28 protein-coding genes are annotated in these 26,539 nt (G+C 42.9%); 1 reads left to right on the top strand and 27 read right to left on the bottom strand.

Translation table 11 applies throughout. The features are described from left to right. Window positions 1–6 precede the first annotated feature (6 nt). The 17 genes from D1B31_RS09980 to D1B31_RS09900 form a co-directional block, all read right to left on the bottom strand. Entirely contained in the window at window positions 7–1,113 is a 1,107-nt protein-coding gene (locus tag D1B31_RS09980; protein WP_118920626.1) for a prephenate dehydrogenase, read from the bottom strand. 12 nt (window positions 1,114–1,125) lie between these two features. After that, complete coding sequence (hisC, locus tag D1B31_RS09975) at window positions 1,126–2,229, bottom strand: histidinol-phosphate transaminase (RefSeq protein ID WP_118920625.1); 1,104 nt, start codon at window positions 2,227–2,229, stop codon at window positions 1,126–1,128. Window positions 2,230–2,335: 106 nt separating this feature from the next. Further along, window positions 2,336–3,409: a 3-dehydroquinate synthase gene (aroB, locus tag D1B31_RS09970; protein WP_118920624.1), complete on the bottom strand. Its 1,074-nt coding sequence runs from the start codon at window positions 3,407–3,409 to the stop codon at window positions 2,336–2,338. Further along, a complete protein-coding gene (aroC, locus tag D1B31_RS09965) occupies window positions 3,409–4,578 on the bottom strand; it encodes a chorismate synthase (protein WP_118920623.1) in 1,170 nt (389 codons plus the stop codon). The genes aroB and aroC overlap by 1 nt, the downstream gene beginning before the upstream one ends. 94 nt (window positions 4,579–4,672) lie before the next feature. Then, a complete protein-coding gene (gene ndk, locus D1B31_RS09960; protein WP_118920622.1) occupies window positions 4,673–5,119 on the bottom strand; it encodes a nucleoside-diphosphate kinase in 447 nt (148 codons plus the stop codon). A 117-nt stretch (window positions 5,120–5,236) separates the two neighbouring features. After that, window positions 5,237–6,199: a heptaprenyl diphosphate synthase component II gene (gene hepT / locus D1B31_RS09955; protein ID WP_118920621.1), complete on the bottom strand. Its 963-nt coding sequence runs from the start codon at window positions 6,197–6,199 to the stop codon at window positions 5,237–5,239. 38 nt (window positions 6,200–6,237) lie between these two features. Continuing rightward, window positions 6,238–6,942 (bottom strand): demethylmenaquinone methyltransferase, encoded by a 705-nt coding sequence (locus D1B31_RS09950; RefSeq protein ID WP_118920620.1) that lies wholly within the window; start codon window positions 6,940–6,942, stop codon window positions 6,238–6,240. A gap of 4 nt (window positions 6,943–6,946) precedes the next feature. Then, window positions 6,947–7,732 carry a heptaprenyl diphosphate synthase component 1 gene (locus D1B31_RS09945; RefSeq protein ID WP_158587515.1) on the bottom strand — a complete coding sequence of 262 codons (786 nt, stop codon included), beginning with the start codon at window positions 7,730–7,732 and terminating at the stop codon, window positions 6,947–6,949. 226 nt (window positions 7,733–7,958) lie between these two features. Continuing rightward, window positions 7,959–8,195, bottom strand: coding sequence for a trp RNA-binding attenuation protein MtrB (mtrB, locus tag D1B31_RS09940; RefSeq protein WP_118920618.1), 237 nt, complete (start codon window positions 8,193–8,195; stop codon window positions 7,959–7,961). A 29-nt stretch (window positions 8,196–8,224) separates the two neighbouring features. Then, window positions 8,225–8,791, bottom strand: a complete 567-nt coding sequence (folE, locus tag D1B31_RS09935; protein ID WP_118920617.1) for a GTP cyclohydrolase I FolE — start codon at window positions 8,789–8,791, stop codon at window positions 8,225–8,227. A gap of 541 nt (window positions 8,792–9,332) precedes the next feature. Next, complete coding sequence (locus D1B31_RS09930; protein ID WP_118920616.1) at window positions 9,333–9,605, bottom strand: HU family DNA-binding protein; 273 nt, start codon at window positions 9,603–9,605, stop codon at window positions 9,333–9,335. A gap of 393 nt (window positions 9,606–9,998) precedes the next feature. Continuing rightward, window positions 9,999–11,477 (bottom strand): stage IV sporulation protein A, encoded by a 1,479-nt coding sequence (gene spoIVA, locus D1B31_RS09925; RefSeq protein WP_118920615.1) that lies wholly within the window; start codon window positions 11,475–11,477, stop codon window positions 9,999–10,001. A gap of 248 nt (window positions 11,478–11,725) precedes the next feature. After that, on the bottom strand, window positions 11,726–12,436 hold the full coding sequence (locus D1B31_RS09920) for a hypothetical protein (protein WP_118920614.1): 711 nt from the start codon (window positions 12,434–12,436) through the stop codon (window positions 11,726–11,728). A 29-nt stretch (window positions 12,437–12,465) separates the two neighbouring features. After that, a complete protein-coding gene (locus D1B31_RS09915) occupies window positions 12,466–12,666 on the bottom strand; it encodes a DUF2768 domain-containing protein (RefSeq protein ID WP_118920613.1) in 201 nt (66 codons plus the stop codon). 543 nt (window positions 12,667–13,209) lie between these two features. Next, entirely contained in the window at window positions 13,210–14,247 is a 1,038-nt protein-coding gene (locus D1B31_RS09910; RefSeq protein ID WP_118920612.1) for an NAD(P)H-dependent glycerol-3-phosphate dehydrogenase, read from the bottom strand. Window positions 14,248–14,266: 19 nt separating this feature from the next. Further along, window positions 14,267–15,577 carry a ribosome biogenesis GTPase Der gene (gene der / locus D1B31_RS09905; protein WP_118920611.1) on the bottom strand — a complete coding sequence of 437 codons (1,311 nt, stop codon included), beginning with the start codon at window positions 15,575–15,577 and terminating at the stop codon, window positions 14,267–14,269. A 205-nt stretch (window positions 15,578–15,782) separates the two neighbouring features. Then, complete coding sequence (locus D1B31_RS09900; protein WP_118920610.1) at window positions 15,783–16,388, bottom strand: YphA family membrane protein; 606 nt, start codon at window positions 16,386–16,388, stop codon at window positions 15,783–15,785. Window positions 16,389–16,495: 107 nt separating this feature from the next. Between D1B31_RS09900 and D1B31_RS09895 the strand changes: the two genes are divergently transcribed. After that, the gene (locus D1B31_RS09895) at window positions 16,496–16,639 is read left to right on the top strand and encodes a YpzI family protein (RefSeq protein ID WP_118920609.1); all 144 of its coding nucleotides are present in this window, start codon (window positions 16,496–16,498) and stop codon (window positions 16,637–16,639) included. A 257-nt stretch (window positions 16,640–16,896) separates the two neighbouring features. Here the strand turns inward: D1B31_RS09895 and rpsA are convergent, their stop codons facing one another. From rpsA to D1B31_RS09845, 10 genes are all read right to left on the bottom strand, one after another. Further along, on the bottom strand, window positions 16,897–18,039 hold the full coding sequence (gene rpsA, locus D1B31_RS09890) for a 30S ribosomal protein S1 (protein ID WP_118920608.1): 1,143 nt from the start codon (window positions 18,037–18,039) through the stop codon (window positions 16,897–16,899). A gap of 148 nt (window positions 18,040–18,187) precedes the next feature. After that, a complete protein-coding gene (locus tag D1B31_RS09885; RefSeq protein WP_118920607.1) occupies window positions 18,188–18,781 on the bottom strand; it encodes a lysophospholipid acyltransferase family protein in 594 nt (197 codons plus the stop codon). Continuing rightward, complete coding sequence (gene cmk, locus D1B31_RS09880) at window positions 18,778–19,458, bottom strand: (d)CMP kinase (RefSeq protein ID WP_118920606.1); 681 nt, start codon at window positions 19,456–19,458, stop codon at window positions 18,778–18,780. The genes D1B31_RS09885 and cmk overlap by 4 nt, the downstream gene beginning before the upstream one ends. Window positions 19,459–19,615: 157 nt before the next feature. Further along, the gene (locus D1B31_RS09875) at window positions 19,616–19,795 is read right to left on the bottom strand and encodes a YpfB family protein (protein WP_118920605.1); all 180 of its coding nucleotides are present in this window, start codon (window positions 19,793–19,795) and stop codon (window positions 19,616–19,618) included. Between the two features lie 67 nt (window positions 19,796–19,862). Then, window positions 19,863–21,212: a germination protein YpeB gene (gene ypeB, locus D1B31_RS09870; protein WP_118920604.1), complete on the bottom strand. Its 1,350-nt coding sequence runs from the start codon at window positions 21,210–21,212 to the stop codon at window positions 19,863–19,865. A gap of 12 nt (window positions 21,213–21,224) precedes the next feature. Continuing rightward, complete coding sequence (sleB, locus tag D1B31_RS09865; RefSeq protein ID WP_240035237.1) at window positions 21,225–21,896, bottom strand: spore cortex-lytic enzyme; 672 nt, start codon at window positions 21,894–21,896, stop codon at window positions 21,225–21,227. A gap of 174 nt (window positions 21,897–22,070) precedes the next feature. Continuing rightward, window positions 22,071–22,760 carry a glutamic-type intramembrane protease PrsW gene (gene prsW / locus D1B31_RS09860; protein ID WP_118920602.1) on the bottom strand — a complete coding sequence of 230 codons (690 nt, stop codon included), beginning with the start codon at window positions 22,758–22,760 and terminating at the stop codon, window positions 22,071–22,073. 95 nt (window positions 22,761–22,855) lie between these two features. Beyond that, window positions 22,856–23,812: an asparaginase gene (locus tag D1B31_RS09855; RefSeq protein WP_118920601.1), complete on the bottom strand. Its 957-nt coding sequence runs from the start codon at window positions 23,810–23,812 to the stop codon at window positions 22,856–22,858. Window positions 23,813–24,155: 343 nt separating this feature from the next. After that, window positions 24,156–25,121 carry a YpdA family putative bacillithiol disulfide reductase gene (locus D1B31_RS09850; RefSeq protein WP_118920600.1) on the bottom strand — a complete coding sequence of 322 codons (966 nt, stop codon included), beginning with the start codon at window positions 25,119–25,121 and terminating at the stop codon, window positions 24,156–24,158. A gap of 123 nt (window positions 25,122–25,244) precedes the next feature. Then, on the bottom strand, window positions 25,245–26,519 hold the full coding sequence (locus D1B31_RS09845; protein ID WP_118920599.1) for a Glu/Leu/Phe/Val family dehydrogenase: 1,275 nt from the start codon (window positions 26,517–26,519) through the stop codon (window positions 25,245–25,247). Window positions 26,520–26,539: the final 20 nt, after the last annotated feature.

The raw sequence follows: 26,539 nt of genomic DNA, 5'->3' as shown, positions 1-26,539 counted from the left end.
GGAAAATTAAATTTCGTAAGACATGGGGTATGGGGTGCAGGATCTAATGCATTTCTCAGCCCTGTCTCTGTCCCCGCTCGTTTGGAAGCTGATGGCCAATACGCCATATATTTCTTCCCTGCTCTCTATTATTCTAATATTCGTTATACTAATGTTTTCATTTGCAAGGTAGCCTGTGATCTCCGATATGACCCCTGGATAATCAGGGATATCGACAAAAAGATCGTAGAATGCGGGTATAGCACCTTTTTTATTCGCAGGAAGACCATCCCGGAATGTTTTCGCTTTGAAAAAGTAAGTGGCCACAGCCTCTTCATCCGTGTGCTCCAGCAATTCCTTCACATAGTCCATTTCCTTTTGCCACATTGTAAGCAAATCCAGCAGCACATTTTTATTATGAAGCAGAATGTCACGCCACATTTCAGGGCTGCTCGAAGCAATACGGGTTATATCCCGGAACCCCCCAGCGGCAAGCCTTGGCAAAAGTTCATACTTTCCAGACAACTTTTCGGTTTGATGGACAATGGATGCGGCAATGATATGCGGGAAATGGCTAATCACTCCAGCCAAATAATCATGCTCATCAGGCGGAAGCTCTAAAAACCGGGCGTTCGTCCCAAGCAGCCAGTCCTTTAGCACGGCGATATTTTGCGCCTTCTCCGCTTTACCAGGAGTTAATATGTAAAATGCATTTTCGAACAAGCGCTCCTTTGCCGCGGTAATTCCGCTTTTATGGGAGCCGGCCATCGGATGGCCTCCGATAAAACAGATACCTTTATTGGTTAAAGGTGCAGCGAGGCGGGCAATTTCGTTTTTTGTACTGCCTGTATCAGTAATAATGACGGATTCTTTTAACGAACAAGATTCAAGTTCTTTAAGGATTCGGGCTGTTTCCCTTACCGGAGCTGAGATAATAATTAAATCCGCCTCGACAACGCCCTCTTCAATTGTTTCGGAAATTTCATCAATGACGCCAAGCAATTTTGCCAGTTCAGCTTGGCGGTGCTTAATATCAAAGCCAGTTACTTTGGCTTCGGGATGTGCTTTTTTTACGGAAAGAGCAAGGGAACCCCCTATCAACCCTAACCCAATTACTAATACATTCCCTTTCATTCGAACACTTCCCTACACGATTGCTTTGCATTCATTTACGAGGAATGCTTCGAATTCATTAATAATAGCCGCAACTTGTTCTTCAGTACCAACTGTTACCCGAATGCTGTCCGGGAATCCGAGTAAAGCCCCAGATCTGACAATAAATCCCCGTTCTAGCATAGATTGGAACACCTTGTTTGCTTCTTGTTTGAAATTAATTAAGATGAAATTTCCCTGAGAAGGATAAAAAGGCAGATTCCACTTCCTGCAGAATTCATAGAACATTTCCATGCCTTTCCTGTTCAACCGCTTTGCACGTTCAACAAATTCCAGGTCGGCAAGTGCGGCTTTTGCAGCTATATGGGCGATCGTATTCGTATTGAAAGGCTCCCTCGCCGGTTCAAGCATCCGGATAATGGCAGGATTGGCGATTCCATAGCCTACACGCAGGCTCGCAAGCCCATAAATTTTCGAGAATGTTCTAAGCGCAATGACGTTAGAGAACTGGTTGACAAGGGCCAGTGAATCATGAAAGTCGGCAGCTGTAACGTACTCACAGTATGCTTCATCAATCACAACGAGCACATCCTCAGGCACCTTTTGCAAAAATGCCGTCAAAAAGCCGTCCGGTATATGGACGCCAGTTGGGTTATTCGGGCTGCAAATCCAAACAACATTTGTCTGTCCATCAATTGCTTTTAGCATGGCATCCAAATCATGTCCGCCATTGACCAAGGGAATCTCACGAACATCCGCGCCTTCGAGGACCGCGTTGTGCCGGTATTGGGGAAAGGTCGGGGATGCCATGACTGTATTTGCCCCCGGATACAATAAAGCCCTTGATATGATGCGAATGATTTCATCAGAACCATTTCCGAAAATCAATTGGTCCGGTGCGACCTCCAGCATTTGAGAAAGTGTTGACCGGAGTTCACCTGCATGGCCATCGGGATAATAGTTAAAATCAATGCTGGCCTTTTTTATTGCTGCCTCCACATTTTGTGAGCAACCGAATGGATTTTCATTAGAGGCCAGTTTCACGATTGTCTTTAAACCGTATTCCTTTTTTACTGACTCAATTGACCTGCCTGGCTGATATGGCGCAAGTGAATGTAATTGCTTTTTCCAGCGCATAAGAAACACCTCGTTGTTACACTCCGCCGCTTTAACGCTTTAAAGTGCAGATTTTTTTAAAGTTAATTCTAACACAGCCAATCAGATAAGTCAGCATTTTTTTAATTTATAAAAAACTCCCCAGCTTCTTTTTTAAAAAGGAGTCCGGAAGCTCGACAAGTTCAGGGACGCCTATTTTATTTAACAGAACGAATCGGACTGTTCCCCCTATTGCCTTCTTGTCTTTTTTCATCCGTTTCAACAATCCTTCTTTCGAAATCTCAGACGACAGAGAGGTCCTGTACCCTATGCTTTCTATCCATGTTTTGAACCCGTCCAGTTCAAAATCAAGCCCGCTTTTTTCTTTACTGATTTCAAGTGCAAAGACCATCCCAATCATAACCGCTTCTCCATGAGTGATATTCCCATACCCCATCTCAGCCTCAATGGCATGGCCCAATGTATGCCCAAAATTAAGGTAAGCTCTGATTCCTTTTTCGTGCACATCTTGTCTAACAATTTTTGCTTTTACCGATATACCTTTTGCGAGCATTTCTTCATATTGCATTGGCGTGACTCCTTCAAGACTTGAAACATTCATCCTAAGCCAATCAAACAAGTCAGGATCACCAATTAGAGCATGTTTCACCACTTCCGCAAATCCGGATCGAACCTCATGGGGAGGAAGACTATTAATAAATGAGAGGTCGTAAAACACTGCTTCAGGCTGGTGGAAAGCCCCAATCATATTTTTTCCAAGATGATGGTTGATTCCCGTTTTTCCGCCTACAGAACTGTCATGGGCCAAAATGGTGGTAGGAACCTGGATAAATCGTATCCCTCTCATGAAAGTCGCAGCCACAAAGCCTGCTAGATCGCCAATTGCCCCCCCGCCAAAAGCAATGATGAAAGATTTTCTGTCCAGCCCATTTTCAAGGGAAAAAGTTATCGCTTCCTCATATATTTCTAATGATTTTGCTTTTTCACCAGCAGGTGCACTGAAAACAGCTGGCCTGAATTCGTCCAGCTGTTTCAGGAGGTTCTCTAGGTGAAGTTTTCCCACATTCTGATCGGTCATGATCATCAGTCTGGAAAATCCGTTTAGGTCATTCTGTAAAAAGGGGGCGATCGACGAGACAGCATTTTCTCCTATAACAATTGGATACTTTTTCTCTGCTGTACTCAGTTCCAGTTTTTGCATTAGAACAACCTCGCCCGTTCACGGTGATTTTTTAAATCCTCCAGGAAGACATCAAAGCGGTCCGCATTGAATTGCTCTACAAGACCGGCAGCCAGTTCCCAAGCCACAACATTTTCTGCAACAACCGCCGCGGCGGGAACCGCACAACTGTCAGACCGTTCAATACTCGCAGCGAAGGGTTCTTTTGTTTCAATATCGACGCTAAGCAATGGCTTATAAAGCGTAGGAATCGGCTTCATAACACCTCTAACGATGATTGGCATACCGTTTGTCATGCCGCCCTCAAAGCCGCCTAAGCGATTCGTCTTGCGGCTGTAGCCATCCGACTCACTCCAGACAATTTCGTCATGGACAAGGGAACCTGGTATTTCTGCGGCCTTGAACCCGATTCCGAATTCAACTCCCTTGAAGGCATTAATGCTAACAATCGCACCCGCTATTTTCGAATCCAGTTTCCTGTCATATTGGACATAGCTGCCAATTCCAGGAGGCATACCCTCAGCAGTGACTTCGACTATTCCGCCAATTGAATCCCCATTTTCTTTGGCCGAGTCAATTGCCTGCATCATTTTTGTTTCGGCATTTCCATCGAGACAGCGGACAGGCGACGCTTCACTCCGCATTTTCTTTTCCTGGATTGAAATATCCTGAAATTCCGCTTTTACTCCGCCAATTTCAGTTACATATGATACAAGTTCAATTCCGGCGTGAATGAGCAAAACTTTGGCTACAGCTCCTGCGGCAACCCTCGCTGCTGTTTCCCTTGCTGAAGAACGTTCAAGGACATTCCTCATATCCCGATGGCCATATTTTATAGCTCCATTCAGATCCGCGTGTCCTGGGCGCGGCCTTGATATCCGTCTTTTTACTTCAGACTCCGCGTCTTCATCAATGGATTCTGGCCCCATAATGTGTGTCCAGTGTTTCCAGTCATCATTTTTAATGACAAGTGCAATTGGGGAGCCGAGGGTTTTTCCATGGCGGATTCCGCCCGCGATTTCTACGGTATCCTTTTCAATTTGCATCCGCCTGCCGCGGCCATAGCCTTTCTGCCTTCGGGCAAGCTCCTCATTGATCTGTTTAGCCTCGATTGGCATCCCGGCCGGCACTCCTTCAATAATGACGGTTAACTGCGGCCCGTGTGATTCACCTGCTGTTAAATATCTCATTTTTCTTTGCCCCCTTATATAAAATTACTTTTATCCCCAAATTAAGAAAACGTATACAAAAAAGGCACTCGTTTTGACAAGTGCCTTTTTTCTTTTAATATACCCAGCCGTCTATTAACTTGGTGTATTCGGCAAGTTCTTCTTCCTTGAAGAAAATACCGATTTCACGCTCTGCGCTTGCTGGAGAGTCAGATCCGTGAATAATATTCTTTCCAACTGTCAGGCCAAAGTCACCACGGATAGTTCCAGGTGCGGCATCCTTTGGATTGGTTGTCCCCATCATTTGACGTGCGGTTGCAATCACGTTCTCCCCCTGCCATACCATCGCAAAAACCGGGCCGGAAGTAATAAAGTCAACAAGTTCTCCGAAAAACGGACGTTCTTTGTGCTCGCCGTAATGTTCTTCGGCAAGTTCACGCGGGATACTCATCAATTTTGCGCCAACAAGCTGGAATCCCTTCTTCTCAAAACGGGCGACTATTTCACCAACTACATTTCTTTGGACTCCGTCTGGCTTAACCATTAAAAATGTTTTTTCCATAATTCCACTCCTAAACAAATATGTAACCTGACTGCGTGTAGAAGCAATCCACGAAAATAGTAACACTATTTAGAAAGATAGGCAAGAAGGAAAAAACGCGACTTTCACCGCACGTAATCAAAATTTCCGCTTGCCTATATATTTCGCTATATCCCTTAACGTTTTTCTGGCCCTGTTAGCTGGCAAATCGTCCAAGATATCCAACGCTTTATGTAAATATCGGTCACTGAGTTCAATGGACTTTTCAATTGCCCCTGTACTCTTAATTGCCAGTATTGCATCCTCAAGTTCATCCCTGCTTGTGTGCTCCCTAATTTTCTCTATTTTCCTCCTGGCATGCGGATCAGCCATCGCATACAGGACTGGAGCAGTAATATTACCTTGAATCAAATCGCTTCCGGCAGGTTTACCCAATTCTTTCTCTGAAGATGTAAAATCAAGAACATCATCAATGATTTGATAGGACATACCGACATAGTAGCCAAATAAAAATAATTTCTTGCTGATTTCCTCGCTTGCATCCGCTGCAATGGCACCCAGTTGGCAGCTAACAGCAATTAGTAGAGCCGTTTTCCGTTTAATGCGTCTGAAGTAATCCCTAATCGATTGATTATACCGATACTTGTCACTGATTTGCTGAATTTCGCCAACACAAACCTCTACAATGGTGTTTGCAAGTATTTTATGAGCTTTTTGTTTTTCAATGCTGGTCATCAATTCCAGGGAAAGCGCAAAAATATAATCACCTGTATACATGGCGATCCTGTTATCCCATTTGGATTTTATTGTCGGTTTGCCTCTTCGAAGTTCTGCATCATCAATGACATCATCATGGACAAGCGATGCCATATGGATAAGTTCTAGGGACACTGCTACATTTTTAATGATATGAATGTCATATTCACCGAATTTTGCTGCCAATAAAACAAAAACAGGGCGAATCCGCTTTCCGCCGGCCTGCAGGGTATGCAATGATGCCTGCCTCAGCAGCGAGGATTCCGCCTGTATTGTTTCTTCAAGTGTATTCTCGATTAATGTTAAATCCGAATTTAAAAATGAAGTCATCATTTTTAATTTCATCGGCACTCACCCTGCTCTTCTTCAAGTACTTCTAAACCTCAGTCTTTATAGCCGATGTGGACTGCCGCAGCGCCTCCACTATATGGTTTATAGACCACCTTATAAAAGCCAGCATCCTCAAACATTCTAGCAAGTTCCTTTGCACCGGGAAAATCCCGGGCAGACTCCTGCAGCCATGAATACTCCTCATAGCTTTTTGCGAACAACTTCCCGAAGACAGGCATAATATAGCGGAAATAAAAGAAATAAAGCTGTCTGTACACTGGCATGGTCGGCTGCGATGTTTCCAGGCAGATCGCAATTCCGCCAGGTTTAACAACCCTGTGCATTTCTTTTAATACTTGCATGTAATCAGGCACATTGCGAAGTCCGAATCCAATCGTTACATAATCGAAATGATTGTCCGGAAAAGGAAGTTCCATGGCGTTACCATGAATGAGCGAAGCGTTCTTCAGCTGCAGGGAGTCTATTTTCTGCTGGCCGATTTTAAGCATGTTCTTACTGAAATCGAGCCCGATTACCTCGCCGTCCTCTCCAACAGCATCCGACAAGGCAATTGTCCAGTCGGCAGTACCACAGCAAACATCAAGTGCCTTTGACCCGGAGCGGACATTCATCCTTTTCATCGTGTCCTTCCGCCAGGCAATATGCTGCTTAAAACTGATAACGGAATTCATTTTGTCATAATTATCAGAGATGCTCTCAAACACTGAATGAACCCGTTCTTCCTTGGACCGTTGCATGCCTTTACCCTTCTTCCACTAATATTTTTATTTGACTGAAAAGCTCTTCAAGTCTTTCTTTGAAAGAGTCGTTCATATCAATTAAAGAATCCAGCTTTTTTTTCATTTCCTGCTCAAGGAGGAAAAGCTGCTGATCAAGTTTTTGTAAAAGAATTTGTTTTAAATCGGATTCCCCTCTGCAAACACTCTTATCAGAGAGTGCAAATAACGCGTCGAAAAATGGAGATTTACCATATTCAATATATTCTGACCTCTCTTTAAGAAGCCGTTTCAGCAATAAGAAATTTCCAGAAAATGTCGTCCAGGCACTTCGTCCAAAGTAATCAGACAGTTTGGAGAATAGAGCTGCTTCAACCATTTTCAAACTATTCAAGAGAGCGCCTATTGAATCAAACTCTTGTTGATACAAAAAAGTCTTGTGCTCATTTACTTCTTTAATGCCTTTCGACAAAGAGCGGATCATTAAAATATCATCGGACTCGGCTAAATGTTTATAGTAAAGCCCGCTATAATAGTCACCAGCAAGGACAGTCAGCTGGCGTGCTTTTAATCCGGAGTGGGTCTGTTTATTGGAAACATGTTCATGGATATCAAGGGCAATTTGGACAAGCATGACGGTAAGTGCATAATTTTTCATCTCTTTATCTGTCAGTCCAAGGCCTTCCATTGTCGATACAAGGAGAAGGAGCTTGTCTTCATCAATATGAGGTTTTTCTATATATTGGAGCAGATAGGGATGAAGCACCTTATTTTCAATTAAAGCCCTGATTTCTGCTATCTTATTCTTCATTTCTTGCACAATAATCACCCCGGACCATACCAAAGCTGTGTCATTCTATGTAATAGCCTGTTGAATAAATACAACAATGATTAAAATAAAAACCTTAAACATAGCAGTCATCATTATAACATAAAACATTTTTCTATGGGCAGTGTTTCACAAAATAATAATTAAGAACACTGTAAGCAAAAAACCAGAACAGCTGTCCTGCATGCCATTCTGGTCCAATGTAAAACTATTTCCCTGAATCGCTTTCTATCTGACCGACACTCGTCATGATTGTTGCCGTTCCCCTGATTTTTATTGCGGAAGTATGTTCTGTAAACTGGGCGATCATCACTTCCCCTTTATCAAGCTTCTCTGAATGGTGAAACCTTGTATCTGTTCCCCTCGTTAGCCCAATGACATTCACGCCATCTTCATTGGCTTTAATAACGATAAAATCCGATGTTTGCTGTTCTCGCTTTTCCATTGGATACCCCTGCCTTATAAAAAAGTTGGTCAGTTATTAATAAATGACAAGACCTCGGATCTGGCAATGGCGTTTTCGACAAAAATACCACGGACAGCGGATGTAACCGTTTTGGATCCCGGCTTTTTAACCCCCCGCATTGTCATGCACATATGCTCAGCTTCGACCACAACCATTACACCATGAGGCTGTAGCCTATCCATAATGCTGTTCGCAATCTCAGAAGTGATTCGTTCCTGCAGCTGCGGACGTTTCGCAACTGCTTCAACTGCCCTTGCAAGCTTACTAAGACCTGTCACCTTTCCATTACGAGGCAAATAGGCGACATGAGCCTTGCCAAAAAACGGAACGAGATGATGTTCACACATTGAATAAAACGGAATATCCTTCACGAGAACGAGTTCCTCGTGGTCTTCTCCAAAAATTGTTTCAAAGTATTCACCCGGGTCCTGATTCAATCCACTGAATACTTCTTCATACATTTTTGCAACACGCTTTGGTGTATCTAGAAGCCCTTCTCTTTCCGGGTCCTCCCCGATTGCCTGAAGAATCATGCGTACTGCCTCTTCAATTTGGGCTTTATTTACGGTTGGCATTTCCTTACCCCCTACAGATTTCATGCAAGTCTATACCATATTAGCATAACCATTTTAGCGCAAGCAAAGTGTTAGGCTTTTCTCATGTTGTAGAAATCTATAAAATACTACCTTGTGAATAACTCGAAATAAATTTTAGTAATCCAGCTCCACAAAGGAAAGCTTCGGGAGCATAAGCATCGCACGAAGGAAAAGCGTTAGCACAAGGAAAGCTTCTCAGAAGTTACATCGCACGAAATTATGCGATAGCATAATAAGGACTTTCGAGGAGCGCCTAGCCCCTCGAGGTCTTAAGCCAATCCGTCAAGAAGGCAAAGACCGCCTTCTGGACGTCTCGTGTTAAGCTTGGCTACGCTTCGCTCGCATTAAGGGCGACTAAGGAAAGCTCCAAGGAATTTGCATCGCAGAGACAGGCGATCTTTGCCTGTCGCGAGGCGGTTTTTTCCTGTCGCGAAGGCGCTTGCGCATTTTGTTCTGAAGGTAGAAAAAAAGCCATGGAGTCATCCATGGCTTTTTTGCGCCCAAAGCACGTTCTATGTAATTATTTCACTGCGTCTTTGAGTTGTTTACCTGGTTTGAAAGCTGGAACCTTGCTTGCAGCGATTTCGATTTCTTCGCCGGTTTGCGGGTTGCGTCCTTTACGTGCGGAGCGCTCGCGAACTTCAAAGTTTCCAAATCCGATCAATGAAACTTTCTCGCCATTTTTAAGTGCTTCTAAAATGGAATCAAAAACAGCATCAACCGCTTTGGTAGCGTCCTTCCTTGAAAGTTCGCTAGCCTCTGCAACTGCATTGATAAGTTCTGTCTTGTTCATGCCATTCACCTCCTCCCAAATAATTTGCCCAGTTAGTAGATAAGATTACTTATCTACATTTCTAAACAAATTTCATCAATTTTATACGTGGTAGTTACGTATTTTATTGACAAGGCTTATCATATAGCAAGCCTTGCTGGATTTCAATCGTTTTGATTAAAAACTAAAAGAAAACCCAATGAAATTAAGGCTTTAAGCTTTGTGAGGCTAATTCTGTTAAAAGATTATCACAATCATTTGCCCATGGCAAGAATATTCCTTCAAAACATGGGAATCTTTTAAGTTTTTATTCCGTTGTGCAAAAATTGTCGTAAAAAAGAGGCTCCGCTCGGGAACCTCAACAAAGTTATATGAAAGGCTGGAAGGGGTAATTCTGGCACAGAAGACTAGGTGTTATAATATAATGGCGATTAGACCGCCAGAACCTTCATTAATAATCCGCTCCAGTGTTTCTTTCAGTTTATATCGGGCATTTTCAGGCATCAGTGAAATCTTTGCCTGAATGCCTTCACGGACAATAGAACTAAGGCTTCGGCCAAAAATATCCGAATTCCAGATGGACAGAGGGTCATCTTCAAAGTCCTGCATCAGATAACGAACAAGCTCTTCGCTTTGTTTCTCAGTCCCAATAATTGGAGCGAATTCGGATTCTACATCGACTTTAATCATATGGATGGATGGTGCGACTGCTTTTAACCTCACTCCAAAGCGGGCCCCTTGCCTGATAATCTCAGGTTCTTCAAGACTCATGTCCGACAAGGTAGGGGAGGCAATGCCATAACCAGTCTGCTTCACCATTTTCAATGCATCCGATATATGATCGTATTCCGCCTTTGCGTGGGCAAATTCCTGCATAAGCTCTAGAAGGTGATCCTTGCCCCGTATTTCGACGCCAACTATTTCTTTTAGAATATCATCATACAATTCATCAGGGGCATATAAATCAATCTCTGCGACCCCCTGCCCCATATCAATTCCCGCCAGGCCAGCTCTTTCAATGAATTCAAAATCACTGAACTGGTGAACGACTCTATCCACGTCTCTGAGTCTTTTAATATCCTTGACTGTTTCCTTGACAGCTTCCTGATAACTTTCACGGAGCCAATGATTCTCCCTTAATACCATTACCCAGCTAGGAAGATTCACATTCACCTCGAGAACCGGGAACTCGTAAAGTGCTTCACGGAGGACATTCAAGACATCTGATTCCCTCATCCCTTCAACACTCATGGCAATTACCGGAATATCATATTTTTCCGATAGGCCAGCCCTCAGTGTCTCTGTATTAGGATGATGTGGCTGAGCGCTGTTTACAACCATTATAAAAGGCTTCCCTACTTCCTTTAACTCATTAATGACCCTTTCCTCTGCTTCAAGATAGGAGCTGCGAGGAATTTCTCCAATACTTCCGTCAGTTGTGATAACAACTCCTATGGTGGAGTGCTCCTGTATGACTTTCCGCGTACCTATTTCCGCAGCTTCATGGAACGGAATCGGCTCTTCATACCACGGAGTTGTAATCATTCTTGGCCCGTTTTCATCTTCATAGCCCTTTGCCCCCGGCACAGTGTATCCGACACAATCGACAAGCCTGATATTTACTTCAAGCCCCTCATCGACAAATACCGTTGCAGCCTGATTTGGGACAAATTTAGGCTCTGTTGTCATAATCGTCTTTCCCGCAGCACTCTGCGGCAATTCATCCTGCGTCCTTGCCCTGTCCGCCTCATTGCTCATATTCGGCAGTACAACCAATTCCATAAACTTTTTGATAAAAGTGGATTTGCCGGTGCGCACCGCCCCAACAACTCCAAGATAAATATCGCCGCCAGTCCGTTCAGCAATATCTTTGAAAATATCTACCTTTTCCAAGTGATCCCCTCCCGATCCTAGAGTAAGTGGGATAATAGTATCCATTTAGATAATTTTGGACAGTATATGTTTATGATGTTGTCCTATCTGATTATGCTTATATTTGAGATATTTATTTTTACCTCCTGTTCAGTAAAAACAGTTAATGAGAATCAGCGGAATAAAAACAAAAACCCTTCTCCTGTAAGTATATTTTTCAGGAAAAGGGTTATGCCTTTGTTATATAATAATTTCGGGTTTGTTTCTCTTTATTGCTTTTTAAGAAAGACCGGTTCCCCATTATTGTCAATTGTATACGGAAGGGAATACCCGGGAACAAACATAGATTCGTCCATCAGAACTAAGCGGATATCTTCTCCTTCCTTAAATTTTCTCGTTGACTTTTTTAACACCTGATATAAATCACTCCGATAATCCACATAGACTTCAGCGTTTCCTGACACAACAAAAGATAAGTTTTGCTGGGTATAGGGGCTTACCACATGTGGCGGTTCTTTATATCCGAGGCTGGAAAAATTAATCGTGTAAACGTTATCGGCTAGTTTCTCCTTGTAGGGTGGATACCCATTCGCCCTTATTCTCATTTTTATGTCACGGATTTGATCGGCCACTCTTAAATCAAGAAGTTTAACAGTCGGCTTTGTTTCCACATCAATCAAGACATACTGAAAAACCCCGCCATTCTCAAAAGCATTTCCTGGCGGTTCTTGCAAATAGCGAGGCGATATCCTACTGAAATCAATCACATATTTTTCATAAATGGGCGTCTCCGCTTCCTTTGTTTTGATAGGAAGGATGCCGCCATTATCTTTTTGGAAGCTTTCTACGGCAGCCTGAACAGACTTTAGCTGCTCTTCATAAGGAATCTGGTTTTTTGCCAGTTCACCGCTCGGATACATACATCCATTCAGCAGCAATAATGCAAAAAACAGCCAGGCAACCTTCAAGGTTTTTCGCATACAATCAACCCTCTAATTATCTATTTTTTCTAGTCTGCTGTCGGGCCGCTCATAACAACAATGAAAATAATGATGCCTGCCAGAATCATCAGGGCATATGCAAAAATAGCCGTAATCATTCTGAAAGCTCCTTTTAGTTTATAGCGGCTGAAATAAATGCTGACAATTGAAATAAACATAAACCCCATTGCTGCCAGCGATACCCACATTTTCATTAATGCCGGTGACAAAATAATCTCCCCCTCTTCAAAAAGTAATTATATCACAGCCGGCCAAAGAGATGGAATAGAACGTTATTTACCGTAGTAATATTGATAAATGTCTACGTTGATTGAAACGAAAGGCACCGACTCCGTCGGGATGCTCAGCGTAGCCAGGCGCTGGATGGCCTGAAGGAGAAGGCATTCTTCGACTTCACCTGAAAGACCGAAGCGACCTCGAGGGGCTAGGCGCTGGAGCTAGCCAAACAGCGAGGAGGCTCCACAAAGGATGCTCCTGCGCCATAGAATATTCGAGAATTCGAACCTTCAGCCGCAAAGCAGCACGAGTTAATTCAAGTAGCAGCTTCGCCCCGCGGAAAGCGTGTGCCCGTAGTGTAAATCAACATCCAAAATTAAAAAACAAAAAAAAGAGCAGGAAATCCCCTGCTCATCCACATGACTAATATACCCATGCAACGCTTCACTTGCCATTTGATTCGTTGCATTGTATGCAGATAGAATCATGATTGCATCGCCAAAAAGCCCACGCATATGAATTTGTGCGAATGCCCGTTAATTCCCATTCAGTATATTTGTCAAATCTTCCATTTCATGTGTTTTATCACGCGCCATCAGAAGTTCTGCTCCTTCTTTCGCTGGTAGATCTTCGAAAAGCACCTTGTACAAGGTCTCCGTTATAGGCATTTCCACTTCATATTTGGCTGCTAGCTGGTATGCCGCCTTAGTTGTCCTTACCCCTTCAACTACCATGCCCATACTGTCGAGTACTTCATCAAGAGATTGGCCTTTGCCAAGCATGTTTCCCGCCCGCCAATTTCGTGAATGAACACTTGTACATGTCACGATTAAATCGCCAATTCCGGCTAGGCCAGCAAAGGTTAAAGGGTTCGCGCCCATTTTTGTACCGATTCTTGAGATTTCCGCCAATCCCCTTGTCATGAGTGCAGCTTTGGCGTTATCTCCAAAACCGAGGCCATCTGTAATGCCTGCAGCAAGCGCGATAATATTTTTCAACGCCCCGCCAATTTCAACACCGACGATATCCGGATTCGTGTAAACTCTGAAATTTTGATTAATAAAAAGGTCTTGAATCCTTTCTGCTTCGTCCATATTTTCCGAGGAAACCGCGACCGTCGTTGGATGCCTCAAGCTAACCTCTTCAGCATGGCTAGGCCCTGAAAGAACAACAATGGCTTTTAACGATTCAGGAGACATTTCCTCCTTAATCATTTCAGAAATTCTTAGGTGCGTATCCGGTTCTATTCCTTTACTAACATGGACAATGGTTAGGGGAGCGTTAGATATTTCACTTATTTTCCCAGACACTTCCCTGATTGCCTTTGTAGGAACGGCAAGTATAACAGTATCTGTTCCTTTAAGTGCCTCGCCAAGTGAGGAAGTAGCAATAATCAATTCCGGTATTTCAATACCTGGCAAATATCTTTTATTTGTACGGGATTCATTTATTTCTCTAACTTGATCTGGATTGTGGCTCCATAAGGAGACTTTTTTCCCGTTATCAGCAAGTACAAGTGCAAGCGCTGTTCCCCAGCTCCCGGCTCCAAGTACGACTGTTTTAGTTGTCCCCATTCAACTCACGCCCCTCACATTATTTTCTTTCTCTGGAATAAATCCGGATTGGGGTTCCTTCAAAACCAAATGAATCCCTGATTCGATTTTCCAAAAACCGCTCGTACGAAAAGTGCATTAACTCAGGATCATTAACAAAAACAACAAACGTTGGAGGCTTGACTGCAACTTGGGTTGCATAATAAATTTTCAGTCTGCGCCCTTTGTCTGTTGGAGTAGGATTCATTGCAATTGCATCCATGAGAATGTCATTTAGGATATTTGTCTGCACGCGCATGGCATGGTTTTCACTAGCCATTTGAATGGCTGGCAGTAATGTATGAACCCTTTTCTTCGTTTTTGCAGACAGGAATACAATTGGGGCATAGTCAAGAAACTGAAAATGCTCCCTGATTTTCTGTTCGAACTCTTTCATTGTTTTTTCATCTTTCTCAACGGCGTCCCATTTATTCACAACGATAATAACGCCTCTGCCGGCCTGGTGCGCATAGCCTGCTATTTTCTTATCCTGCTCAATAATTCCTTCTTCGCCGTCTAATACAACGAGAACGACATCTGATCTTTCAATCGCCCTTAAAGCGCGAAGAACACTGTACTTCTCAGTGCTTTCATAAACCTTCCCTTTTTTCCTCATACCGGCTGTATCAATAATGACATACTCCTGACCTTCATATTCATACAGCGAGTCAATTGCATCGCGGGTAGTTCCGGCAATGTTACTGACGATGACCCTATCCTCACCAAGAAGCGCATTTACGAGTGAAGACTTTCCAACATTCGGCCTTCCAATCAAGGAAAACTTAATAATATCTTCCGGATAGTCTTCTGTGTCTGTTTTTGGAAAATGCTTAGCTGCCTCATCAAGAAGATCGCCAAGTCCCAGGCCGTGCGCGCCGGAAATTGGGAAAGGATCACCAAAGCCAAGGGCGTAAAAATCGAATATATCCGCCCTCATATCTGGGTTATCAATTTTATTTACAGCCAGGACAACTGGTTTTTTCGTCTTATAAAGAATCTTTGCAACTTCTTCATCCGCGGCTGTAACACCTTCCCTGCCGTTTACAAGAAAGATTATGACATCAGCTTCGTCTATTGCAATTTCAGCCTGCTGGCGTATTTGTTCCAGAAAAGGCTCGTCACCAAGGTCGATTCCACCGGTGTCAATAATATTAAAATCATGTGTCAGCCATTCCGCAGAACTGTATATCCTGTCCCTTGTCACCCCAGGAATATCTTCAACTATTGAAATTCTTTCTCCGACGATTCTATTGAAAATCGTTGATTTACCAACGTTCGGACGGCCGACTATTGCAACTGTTGGTTTTGCCATTATGCTCACCCTTACTATCTCATAATAAACTCACTTCATAAGCTTCATTCAATACAGGCTGAACTGCCATTCCTGTATTCTATAAAAGAAACCCTTCTATCTCTTTGAAGGGCTTAACTTAATTATAGTATCAATCTTATACCTTCTGCGCAATGAAAAGCTATTTACTAACTAACCCTTTTCTCAAAACGTTATCGAATTTATTTTATGAAGAAGACTTCTTATTCCTTTCAAAAACAACGATTGACGAATTCAACCATGTCTTCGCTGCCTCAAGAAAGCTCCAAAATAGAACGAAAGCCGCAGTCATAGATAATGCATCCAAATAAGCGTACCCGCCTATATCAAGGGAAAATGTATCTCTTAGTACCATCGAAACTAACACTTCACCTTGAAAAGTGCCTATCGCAACCAACATGAGCCTCCATTTTACTGACCTTTGAAGAATAATTGCGACGATTGCCAAGATGATTGATACGATCCATTCCCTATTTATGATAAAAATGACCGGATCAAACAGTTCAAAAAACTTTAGGGAACTGTAAATAGCCGATAGGACCACGGAGCATATGGTTAAAAAGATAATTTTTCTCAGTTTAGCTTTGTATAAAAAGGAAACTGAGCAGAAGAATAAACATAAGCCTCCACCATAAATTTTTATTCCTCCCACTTCAACATACAGAGGGGACAAAATAATTGACAGTAAGAGGACACCCCCCGCTATTTTACTTTTTCCAGCTTTTCCTTGGGCAAAAAATATTAAATAAATCCAAATTATCCAGGCATTTAGAAAAAATATTAATCCATCCATCCTTGTCTCCTCCTATCTTTACCATTATGGGTAAAGCCTATGTATTTTCATACCAGGATGAAAGAAGAATGGATGTGGAATTATTTGAATAGGGGAGGTGAAAAAGAATGGGAAAAGACAGGCAGGAGAAAAAATTGCGCGAAAGCAGGAGAGTACAATCAGACCGGGATCAATCGCTTCATTACCCTGGAGCAACCGGCCTTCAAACTCCTGAAGAAGCGAGAAAGCTTAATGACAATAAACAGTCCTAGACAAGAACAAAAGCGTAAGCGCCTTGGTCATCGCCGTACAAACTGGAAGGGCTTCGACTGAGATAAAGGAATCACGAAGAGCGCTAGCGAATCGATGATGACTTATCGTAGGGAGGAGACCTGAAGTTTGCGCACGCGTAGGCGCTGAAGCTAGATGTAGCCACGCCTGATAAGTAAGTTATCCACAGTAGCGAAATCTATAGTTTCCTAAAAATTGAAAAAGGCTTCCGCTGTAAGAGCGGAAGCCTCTTAATATTTTATTTGTTCCTAATGTTCTTAAGCTTATCACCGAGTAGTTCGCCTAGCTGGAAGCCTTTTGACTCTTCAGGGAGCTCATAGTCGACGTTCTCTTCAACATCTCTTTCAAGAAGGTCCTTGATACTCAGCGACAGGCGCTGCTCCTTTTCATTGACATCAAGTACTTTAACCTCTACTTCCTGCCCTTCTTGCAGGACCTCATGAGGAGTTCCGATGTGTTTATGGGCAATCTGAGAAATATGCACTAAACCTTCAACACCCGGGAATACTTCTACAAATGCTCCATAGGAAACAAGCCTGCGGACAGTTCCGTTCAAAACAGTTCCCCTTGGTGCTCTTTCAGCTATATTCTCCCAAGGTCCTGGTAAGGTTTCCTTAATGGACAAGGAAATCCTTTCGTTATCGCGGTCAACATTCAAAACTTTAACATTCACTTTTTGACCCTCTTCAACCACATCTCCTGGCTTTTCCACATGTTCGTGGGAGAGTTGGGAAATATGGACAAGACCATCAATTCCTCCAATGTCAACAAAAGCCCCAAAGTCTGTAATCCTTTGAACAGTTCCTTCGATGACCTCACCGGCCTGGATTGTCTCAAGCAAGTCTTGTTTCTTTCTGCCTTTTTCCTCTTCGACAACTGCTCTATGGGATAGAATCAGCCTGTTCTTTTCCTTATCGAGTTCAACGATTTTAAAGGAAAGTTCTTTCCCTTTGTAATCGGAAAAATCTTCTACAAAATATGCTTCTACCAGAGATGCGGGTACAAAACCGCGTACGCCGAGATCGACGACAAGGCCGCCCTTTACAACATCTTTGACTTCCGCATTGAACACTTCCCCGCCTTGGAATTTCTGTTCAAGTTCATCCCATGCCTTCTCCGCATCAACTTTGCGTTTGGAAAGGATTAGGGCCTCTTCCTCTACTTTCAATACCTCAAGATCGAGGCTGTCGCCCTCGGCAACTGCATCTGAGGCCTTCTCAATATGGATGCTCGACAATTCGCTGATTGGAATGATTCCATCGAGTTTGCTGTTTTGGATATCGACAAGAACTTGCTTTTCTTCCACTTTGGTAACTTGTCCTGTCACTCTGTCTCCAACTTCAAAATTTCCTACTTCAATCTGATTCATATCTTCCGACATATGTACTCCTCCTTAACCATTGGCTGCCCTTATAAAATATATAGATGCGGCACATGCGTGGCATGCGGCGCCCATCATAGCGGCTGCGATTCTAAGAATATTCAAAATAATATCCTTTTTACTAACTTCTTATAAAAGGACATTTTTGTCAAGCGGAAACCCCTTTATGCTTCTCAATAAGTTTGCGTATTTCCGACATGATTAATTCTGTCACCACTTCGGGAGAAGCTTTTTCTTTTCGTAGGCTATCCATATCAATCGGCTCCCCATAAATGACCGTCAATTTCCGAAACGCTTTGTAAGGACCAATAATGGCGCACGGCACAACATGCGCTTCAGACCGGAGGGCAAAAAAACCTGCACCAGCGAGGCCTTTTCCTATCTCCCCTGTTTTACTCCTTGTTCCCTCTGGGAACAGTCCTAAAACCTCGCCCGCTTTTAATACCCCGAGTCCTTTCCTTAATGCTTCTCGGTCACTCATCCCACGTTTTACCGGAAATGCATTGCACGCCCTGATAATGCTCTTGAGAACCGGTACCGTGAAAAGTTCCTCTTTTGCCATGAAATGGACTGGACGCGGCGAGGTGATGCCCACAACGGGTGGATCAAGATTATTTATATGGTTGGAGCACAAAAGGACTCCACCCTCTTTAGGGAAGTTTTCGAGGCCATATACCTTGTAACGGTATAACGGTTTTAAAGCTGCATTAGCGACAAATCTAGCAAAAGAATAAAAAGTCATAACTGTTCCACTCTTTCCTTAACAAGTGTCATGATGCGATCTACAACTTCTTCGATTGAAAGGGAAGTTGTATCAATTTCCGTCGCCCCCTCAGCCTTTGTCAATGGAGCGACTTCCCTCTCAGAATCATACTTGTCCCGCGCAGCAATTTCCTTTTTCAGCGTTTCATAGTCGGATTCATACCCTTTATCAATATTTTCCGCATGCCTTCTGGCTGCCCTTTCCTCAACACTGGCAAGCAGAAAAATCTTCACTTCAGCATTCGGGAGGACATGGGTGCCAATGTCCCGGCCATCCATGACGACTCCGCCGCTTAATGCAAGCTTTTGCTGTCTTTTAACCATTTCCTCTCTAACTTTCCGATGTTTCGCCACAATTGAAACAGAGTTCGTAACATTTGCTGTGCGTATCGCATTTGTTACATCTTTTTCGTCCAGAACCACCAACTGACCCTTTTCAGAAGGGAATAGTTCTATTTTACTAGACAGAAGAATGTCCATTAGTTCCCTTTCCTGCTCAATGTCTGCCCCCATTTCGAGTGCTTTATATGTAAGTGCCCGGTACATTGCTCCAGTATCGATATAAATATAAGACAGACTTTCTGCGACTATTTTTGCTACGGTGCTCTTACCTGCCGCAGCGGGTCCGTCAATTGCAATTGATATTTTCTTCTCCATAGTTCCTCCTGTTACATGGCCATATATAGTCTTAGCAAAAACGAATGTATTTTCTTTTTGCCTTCAATAAACCATTTTACCATAGATTGAAAAATAGCTCTCGCCCTATTTCATATAGAATGGATAGAATAGGAAGAGGGCAGGAATATTCCTGCCCTTATTTCCCCTGGAAGGTTTCCAGAATTTCAGTATACGTTTTACTTTCTGTCCCTTCATACTTGCTGATTGTCTTAAGTTCAGGATGAAAATCGAATCTGTGGATGAAAATCTGGGCAATTAACAGGAAGAGGAACTGTATAACAGCTATTTTTAATACGATTCGTTCTATATTGGCCATATTGCACCACCCTGTTTTTTATCAAGTTTTGCCCGGGTTGGGAAATTTTAATACGCTCTTCACCCTTTTAGAGAGTATCCTCGAACATCTCTTCCGCATCCTTTAATTTATCGACTTTTTCCTCTTCCCCACTATCGGCATTGATGAATATTCGGTAGGAGTCCTCACCCATCGTTCCCAAAAATTCATAGCAATGCACTTCCTGGCTGGAGTCATTTAAGATAACCGCTTCCCGTTCCTCCATTATTTTCACTTGCGGGTTTATCTTTTGCCTGGCTTGCTGGCTGCTTAACGAAGCACCTTTAATATCTCTTTTCCTATAATTCTTTAAGTAATCATCAGCTGAAAGGCCTACTGGCAAGCCGTTATCAAGAGCGATTTTCATCTTTATTGATTGAGGATAAATCCTTACGTTCCCTGTTTTCGTCACAAAAGTGAAAACGCCTATATTGTCGTATTGTGCGCTTTCGAAAAGTTCCATTGATTTGTATCCATTATCCCCCAGGAATTTCAAAGCGCGATTACTTGCTTCGTTTAAAGACAATTTTTGTTTTTTCACCGGCCGATTGTTCAAAAACCAGATTGGATACCCGCCTTTTTTGGTGATATCCATACTTGCCTCTAAATTAGCTTTTTTGTTGGAAATGGATACTGAATAAAATCCATAATCAGAGCCTTTGCCATTTTCAGTGACCTTGACTTCCGAATTTCCATCGAAGCCAATATAATTCTTAGCTGTGGCAATCGCTTCGTTTTTGGTAATTTTTTTGCCAGTCAGTTTACTGATATTCTTGTCATTCACCTTCAGATCAGTGAAGCCAGGACCGAAATCAGTTTTATCATACCCTGATACTGTTTTCTCGACTGTCTTAAAGCCGTCGATGAGGGTATTATCGGCATTCTCTTTACCGGCTGCGAGCGCCAACTCTACATCCATCCAGCGCAGGTTATTTTTTAGAGCCAAATGTTGTACTTGCCTTAAATCTTTTTGTACATCTGCTGCTTGCTGATATAAATTTTGCAATGCTTTGTATTCTTTCTTGCTTAAAGGCTCCTTCTCAAGATCCCTGACTGCCGTTTTGTAGCTAAAGTTCCCTACATTGCTAAGAAATTCTTCCGTTTTATTAATCGGGAGCAGGGAGAGAGGCAGCCTTCCTACATCCTGCCTGGCATCAGAAGTGATTCTCCACACGTCAGCAAGCGACGGAGAGAGAGATTTTCGCGAGTTCATGGCAAGTGTTGTACCAAGCTTGTCATGGAGCAAATCGACTTGGAAAGTCAAATCATGGAAAGCTTGTTGGTAGTTATTTTCAGCGTTCAAAAGAACAGCGGTTTTCTCTTTCTTTTCTTGATATCCCCAATATGCTGTACCGGCAATACCAAGTACTAAAACACCAATAATAATGTTTCTAATCATCTTTTCACCCGCTTATTTGCAAAATATATGTTTACCAATCCGCTTAATTTGTGGCCGGGACCAGATCCATTTGCTCGTTGCTGTTTCGGGATTAAAATAATAAAGGGCATTGCCTGTCGGATCCCATCCGTTTATCGCGTCCATCACAGCTTTTTTGGCAGTATCATTTGGCGTCAGCCATATTTGCCCGTCTGCGACAGCAGTGAAAGCAAGCGGTTCAAAGATAACTCCTGAAATTGTATTGGGAAAAGTTGAGCTTTCCAGCCTGTTCAAAATAACAGAAGCTACAGCTACTTGACCAATATAAGGCTCCCCTCTTGCTTCGCCATAAACCGCGTTTGACATTAACTTTATATCATTTTGCGAAAATCCATTTGGCACGTTTGTTGCTTTCGGCTTTGCAGGAGCCTTTTTCCCTCCTGCCGCACTCCCCTTATTGTACTTTGTCGCTTTCACAAGCTTGGCCTTCGTTGCACTGCCGGCGAGCCCATCAATTGGCAGGCCAAATTCATATTGAAAATTCCTTAGTGCCCAGTACGTGCTCCATCCAAAAACCCCATCGATTTTTTTACTGTAAAAGCCAATATATTTCAGCCTTGATTGAAGCTCGATTACGTCTTCTCCAACAGATCCGTACTGTATGACCTGGTTGGTGAAGGCATGGGACTTCTCTCCTCCCCCCATTAAAATCGAGAAGAATAAAAGAATTGAAACAAATTTCAAGGCCGCAGTCTTTTGAATAACATACATGGATAGTACCTCCAAATCCATTTCTTTTTTCCATTAAAGCTATTTTTTGTGGAAAGGAGTTTTTTATACACAAAGGTTAGAGTCAATGGAAAAGAAAAAACCTCTTCGCTAAGTTTGAAGAGGTTTTTGATGCTGATATTGATTTTTGAGATAGGCTGCGCTTAGAGCCCTGGCCTTTTTGACTTTTCTTAAACCAAACCACCAAAGGAAAACCATAAAAGGCATGATGTAATAAAGCCAATGTTCCTGTGTAATCAAAATATAATCATAACTTCCGTGAAGGATGACCGGCACAAAGAGAGATAGCAAGATCCATTTCTTACCGCCAGCCTTGCTGAATTTGCTTTTGCCCATATAATAGCCCATAATGACGCCAAAAAGTGCATGGCTTGGCACAGGAAGGAGTGCCCTTCCAATGGCGTGCTCCAGACCATTGCCAACTAGGTAAAAAATATTTTCAGCTGTTGCAAATCCAAGGGAAACAGCAGCCCCATAAACGATTCCATCAAAGGGCTCATCGAAAGCAACATGCTGATAAACGGCGTAGAATAGAATAAACCACTTAAAAAACTCCTCAAAAAGCCCTGAAGAAAAGAATGCTTCCATCCAGCCCGAAGTGATAATATTCTCCGTTTCCAAAACATGCTGCATAAACATGATTGGGAAAACTAGTAAAGCGCCATATAGAAAAGTCCTGAAAACAACCGGAATTGGCTCAGTTTCAACTTCATCTTTTAAATAAAAATAGCTTAGTAACGCGAGGCCGGGTGCAATCCCGGCAGAAAAAATCCCCAGCATGCACTGCCCTCATTTCTTTCCAAAGTGGGAAAACTGTAATTATTTCTTCTATCGTATCATGGCTTAACCGGAAAGAAAATGGAATATAGAAGAAATTAAAATTCAGCCTCGCTCAGGCCACTCGCCAAAACTACAGCCAGCTTCATTCTTGCCTTTTTCGGATCATTATCGCTGCCAAGGACCGCTCCTTTTGTTACAAGCTCATAGGCACTTCCCCTATAATCATAAGTTGGATAAACTGCGCCTTCTTCGGCACTTGTTGTGATGACCACGATGATGCCTTCTGCAATTGCCCGTTCAATTTCATCCATCATCAATGGTGCAACTTGACCTCTGCCTACCCCTTCCAATACAATCCCTTTAGCGCCATTTTCCCTTGCAGCTTTAATGAAGGTACCATCAGCGCCGATATAGCATTTGATTAATTCGATTTTTGGGATGCTTGTTTTCAGTTTATAAACTTCCCTCCTAATCGGCTTTTGGTAGATGAACACTTCGTCATTGTCGATAATGCCCAAGTAACCAAAGCCAAAGGAGTTAAAACCTTGGATATTGGATGCGTGCTCCTTTTTTACATACTTGGCAGCAAATATCCGCTCATTGAATACTACCACAGTGCCAGCTCCCTTTAGGTCTGGGGAACAGGCACTGTATATCGCATGGCGAAGGTTAATATATACATCGCTCCCCATATCCTCCGGCGAGCGCTGTGAGCCTGTTACGACAACGGGACGTTCGTCATTCACAGTCAGATCCAAAAAATAAGCTGTTTCTTCAAGTGAATCGGTTCCATGTGTGACAACTGCTCCGGAAACCGTTTCATCCTCAAAATATTCTTCTATTTTGTTCTTTAAATGAACTAGATCTTCAAAGGTAATATGCATGCTTGCTTTTTGAAATACCGATTCAACAATGACTTCAATGTTATCCGGCAAGTTGCACATTCCTGCCAGTTCTTCGCCTGTCAGTTCCCCGGAGGCAAGTTTTCCTGAGGCTTTATTTGGTTTACTGGCTATTGTGCCGCCTGTTGTCAATAAGATTACCTTTTTCATTCGGATCACCTGCGATTTATTTTTTGGCCTATCATAAAACACTTTCATATATATTTCAAAAGTTTTTTCATTCTTTTAAACCTTGCGGTTAATTTCCACTCCACAAAGGAAAGCTTCATTGAATCAACATCGCAGGGACAGGCGGTTTTTGCCTGTCACGAGGCGCTTCGCTTTCCGCGGGGCGTCAGTGGAGCCGCATCCCGCAGGACAAACAGCATCCTCGAATAGGCTTTGCACGAAGAAAATGCGATAGCATTTTCGAGGAGTCTACGGGCCTTCTGTACCAATCAACTAGCTTTGTAGACCTTGCCTTGAATAAAAACGAAGTTGAATCTTTGTATAATTATCTGCTTCTGCCCGAAATTGCTGTGGCGATTTGGCCGCCATGGAATCTGCCATTTTCGATGAAGATTTCGTTAGCGTTATTCCCGGCGGCTATTACTCCCGCGATAAATATTCCAGGTAAATTCGTCTCCATTGTTTCTGGATGAAATAAAGGTCTGCCTGAGTCCTCATCAATTTGGACCCCGATCTTCCTTAAAAATCCATGGTCGGGCCGGTAGCCAGTCATAGCAAACACAAAATCATTTTTAAGCGTGATTTGCTCATTCCCTTTTCGGAAGACAACTGAGTTTTTCGTAATTTCTTCAACATGCGCTTCAAATTCAAGTCGAATTGCACCATTACGGACGAGGGAATCAAATTCAGGTAAAATCCATGGTTTAATACTCTGGGAATATGAACTTCCGCGATATAAAACTGTTACCCTTGCACCCGCTTTATGAAGCTCGATGGCAGCATCGACACTGGAATTTTTACCTCCAATGACACAAACATCTTTATCAAAGTAAGGGTGTCCTTCCTTGAAATAATGGAAAACCTTATCCAGGCTCTCACCGGGCACCCCCAATAAATTTGGGTTATCGTAATAGCCAGTTGCAATAATGACATATGGAGCCTCATAGACCTGCTTGTTGGTCTCAACGAGGTAGGAACTGCCTGCCGGTGTAATATCAATCACTTTTTCGAACGAGTTGATTCTTAATTCCTTTCTTTTTACTACTTCCCGATAGTATACGAGTGCCTGAAGGCGGACTGGTTTATAGTTTTCAGTAATAAAAGGAACTTCGCCGATTTCCAGCTTTTCACTTGTACTGAAAAATGTCTGGTGTGTCGGGTAGTTATAGATTGAATTCACAATGTTTCCTTTTTCAATAATCAATGGGTTTTTTCCTATATCTTTTAAATCAATGGCTGCAGCCAATCCGCACGGGCCGGCGCCAATGATAATCACATCTTCCTTTTGCAAAATGCTCACTCCAATTCACTAAACTGCTTAACCAATAAAAAATCTCCCATCAATTAATGATAGGAGATTTCCTTGGAAGTTTCAATGGTCACGGCTGTCCTTGGGGGGAAAAGCAGCTTTGGATTAAATCCAGCCCCTGAAACGGCTGGCCTCAGCCATTTTTCGGACCCCAACCATATATGCGGCGAGCCGCATGTCGACCCGTCTATTTTGCGCTGTCTCAAAAATATTAGCAAATGATTTAACCATTACTTTTTCGAGTTTCTCTTCGATTTCATCCTCTGCCCAGTAATATCCTTGGTTGTTTTGAACCCATTCAAAATAGGAAACGGTGACCCCACCTGCGGAAGCCAGTACGTCAGGCACTAGTAGGATCCCTCTTTCGGTAAGAATTTGTGTGGCTTCAAGTGTAGTAGGGCCATTGGCTGCTTCTACTACGATGGACGCGCGGATATTATGCGCATTTTCTTCGGTAATCTGGTTTTCTATCGCAGCTGGTACAAGGATATCACAATCCAACTCCAGCAATTCTTTATTCGTAATTGTATCATTGAACAGCTTTGTGACAGTCCCAAAGCTATCGCGGCGGTCTAGAAGATAATCAATATCCAGGCCGTCTGGATCGTACAGGGCTCCGTATGCATCTGAAATGCCGATGACTTTTGCTCCTGCATCATGCAAGAATTTTGATAAATAACTTCCGGCATTTCCAAATCCCTGAACGACTACCCTTGCTCCAACAAGTTCAATCCCTTTTTTCTTTGCAGCCTCTCGAATGCAAATGGTAACGCCCTTTGCAGTTGCAGACTCACGGCCATGGGATCCGCCAAGTACAAGCGGCTTACCCGTAATAAATCCTGGTGAGTTGAATTCATCAATTTTACTATATTCGTCCATCATCCATGCCATGATTTGTGAATTTGTAAATACGTCAGGAGCCGGTATATCCTTTGTTGGTCCAACAATTTGGCTGACTGCTCGAACATAGCCGCGGCTTAGCCTCTCAAGCTCCCTGAACGACATTACGCGGGGATCACAGATAATTCCGCCTTTAGCTCCCCCATAAGGAAGATCGACAATCCCGCATTTTAGGCTCATCCAAATGGAAAGGGCTTTTACTTCCTTCTCCGTTACATTGGGGTGAAAACGGATTCCCCCTTTTGTTGGGCCGACTGCATCATTATGCTGGGCTCTGTACCCAGTAAAAATTTTTGTGGAACCATCATCCATTCGGACTGGAATCTTTACGACCATCATCCGAATTGGTTCCTTCAGTAGCTCAAACACTTCTTCGGGGTATCCCAGTTTCTCCAACGCTTTATGAATAACCGTCTGCGTGGATTTTAGAACATCATGTTTCTCAAGATTCTGACTTTCATTAGCTTTCCCCGCTGCCATTTATAAACCTCCTATGATAT

Origin of the sequence: Neobacillus notoginsengisoli (assembly GCF_003515685.1) — a bacterium.
GTDB classification, from domain to species: Bacteria; Bacillota; Bacilli; order Bacillales; family Cytobacillaceae; genus Bacillus_D; species Bacillus_D notoginsengisoli.
The sequence above is the reverse complement of the archived record's forward strand: the minus strand, read 5'-3'. Positions and strand labels throughout refer to the sequence as shown.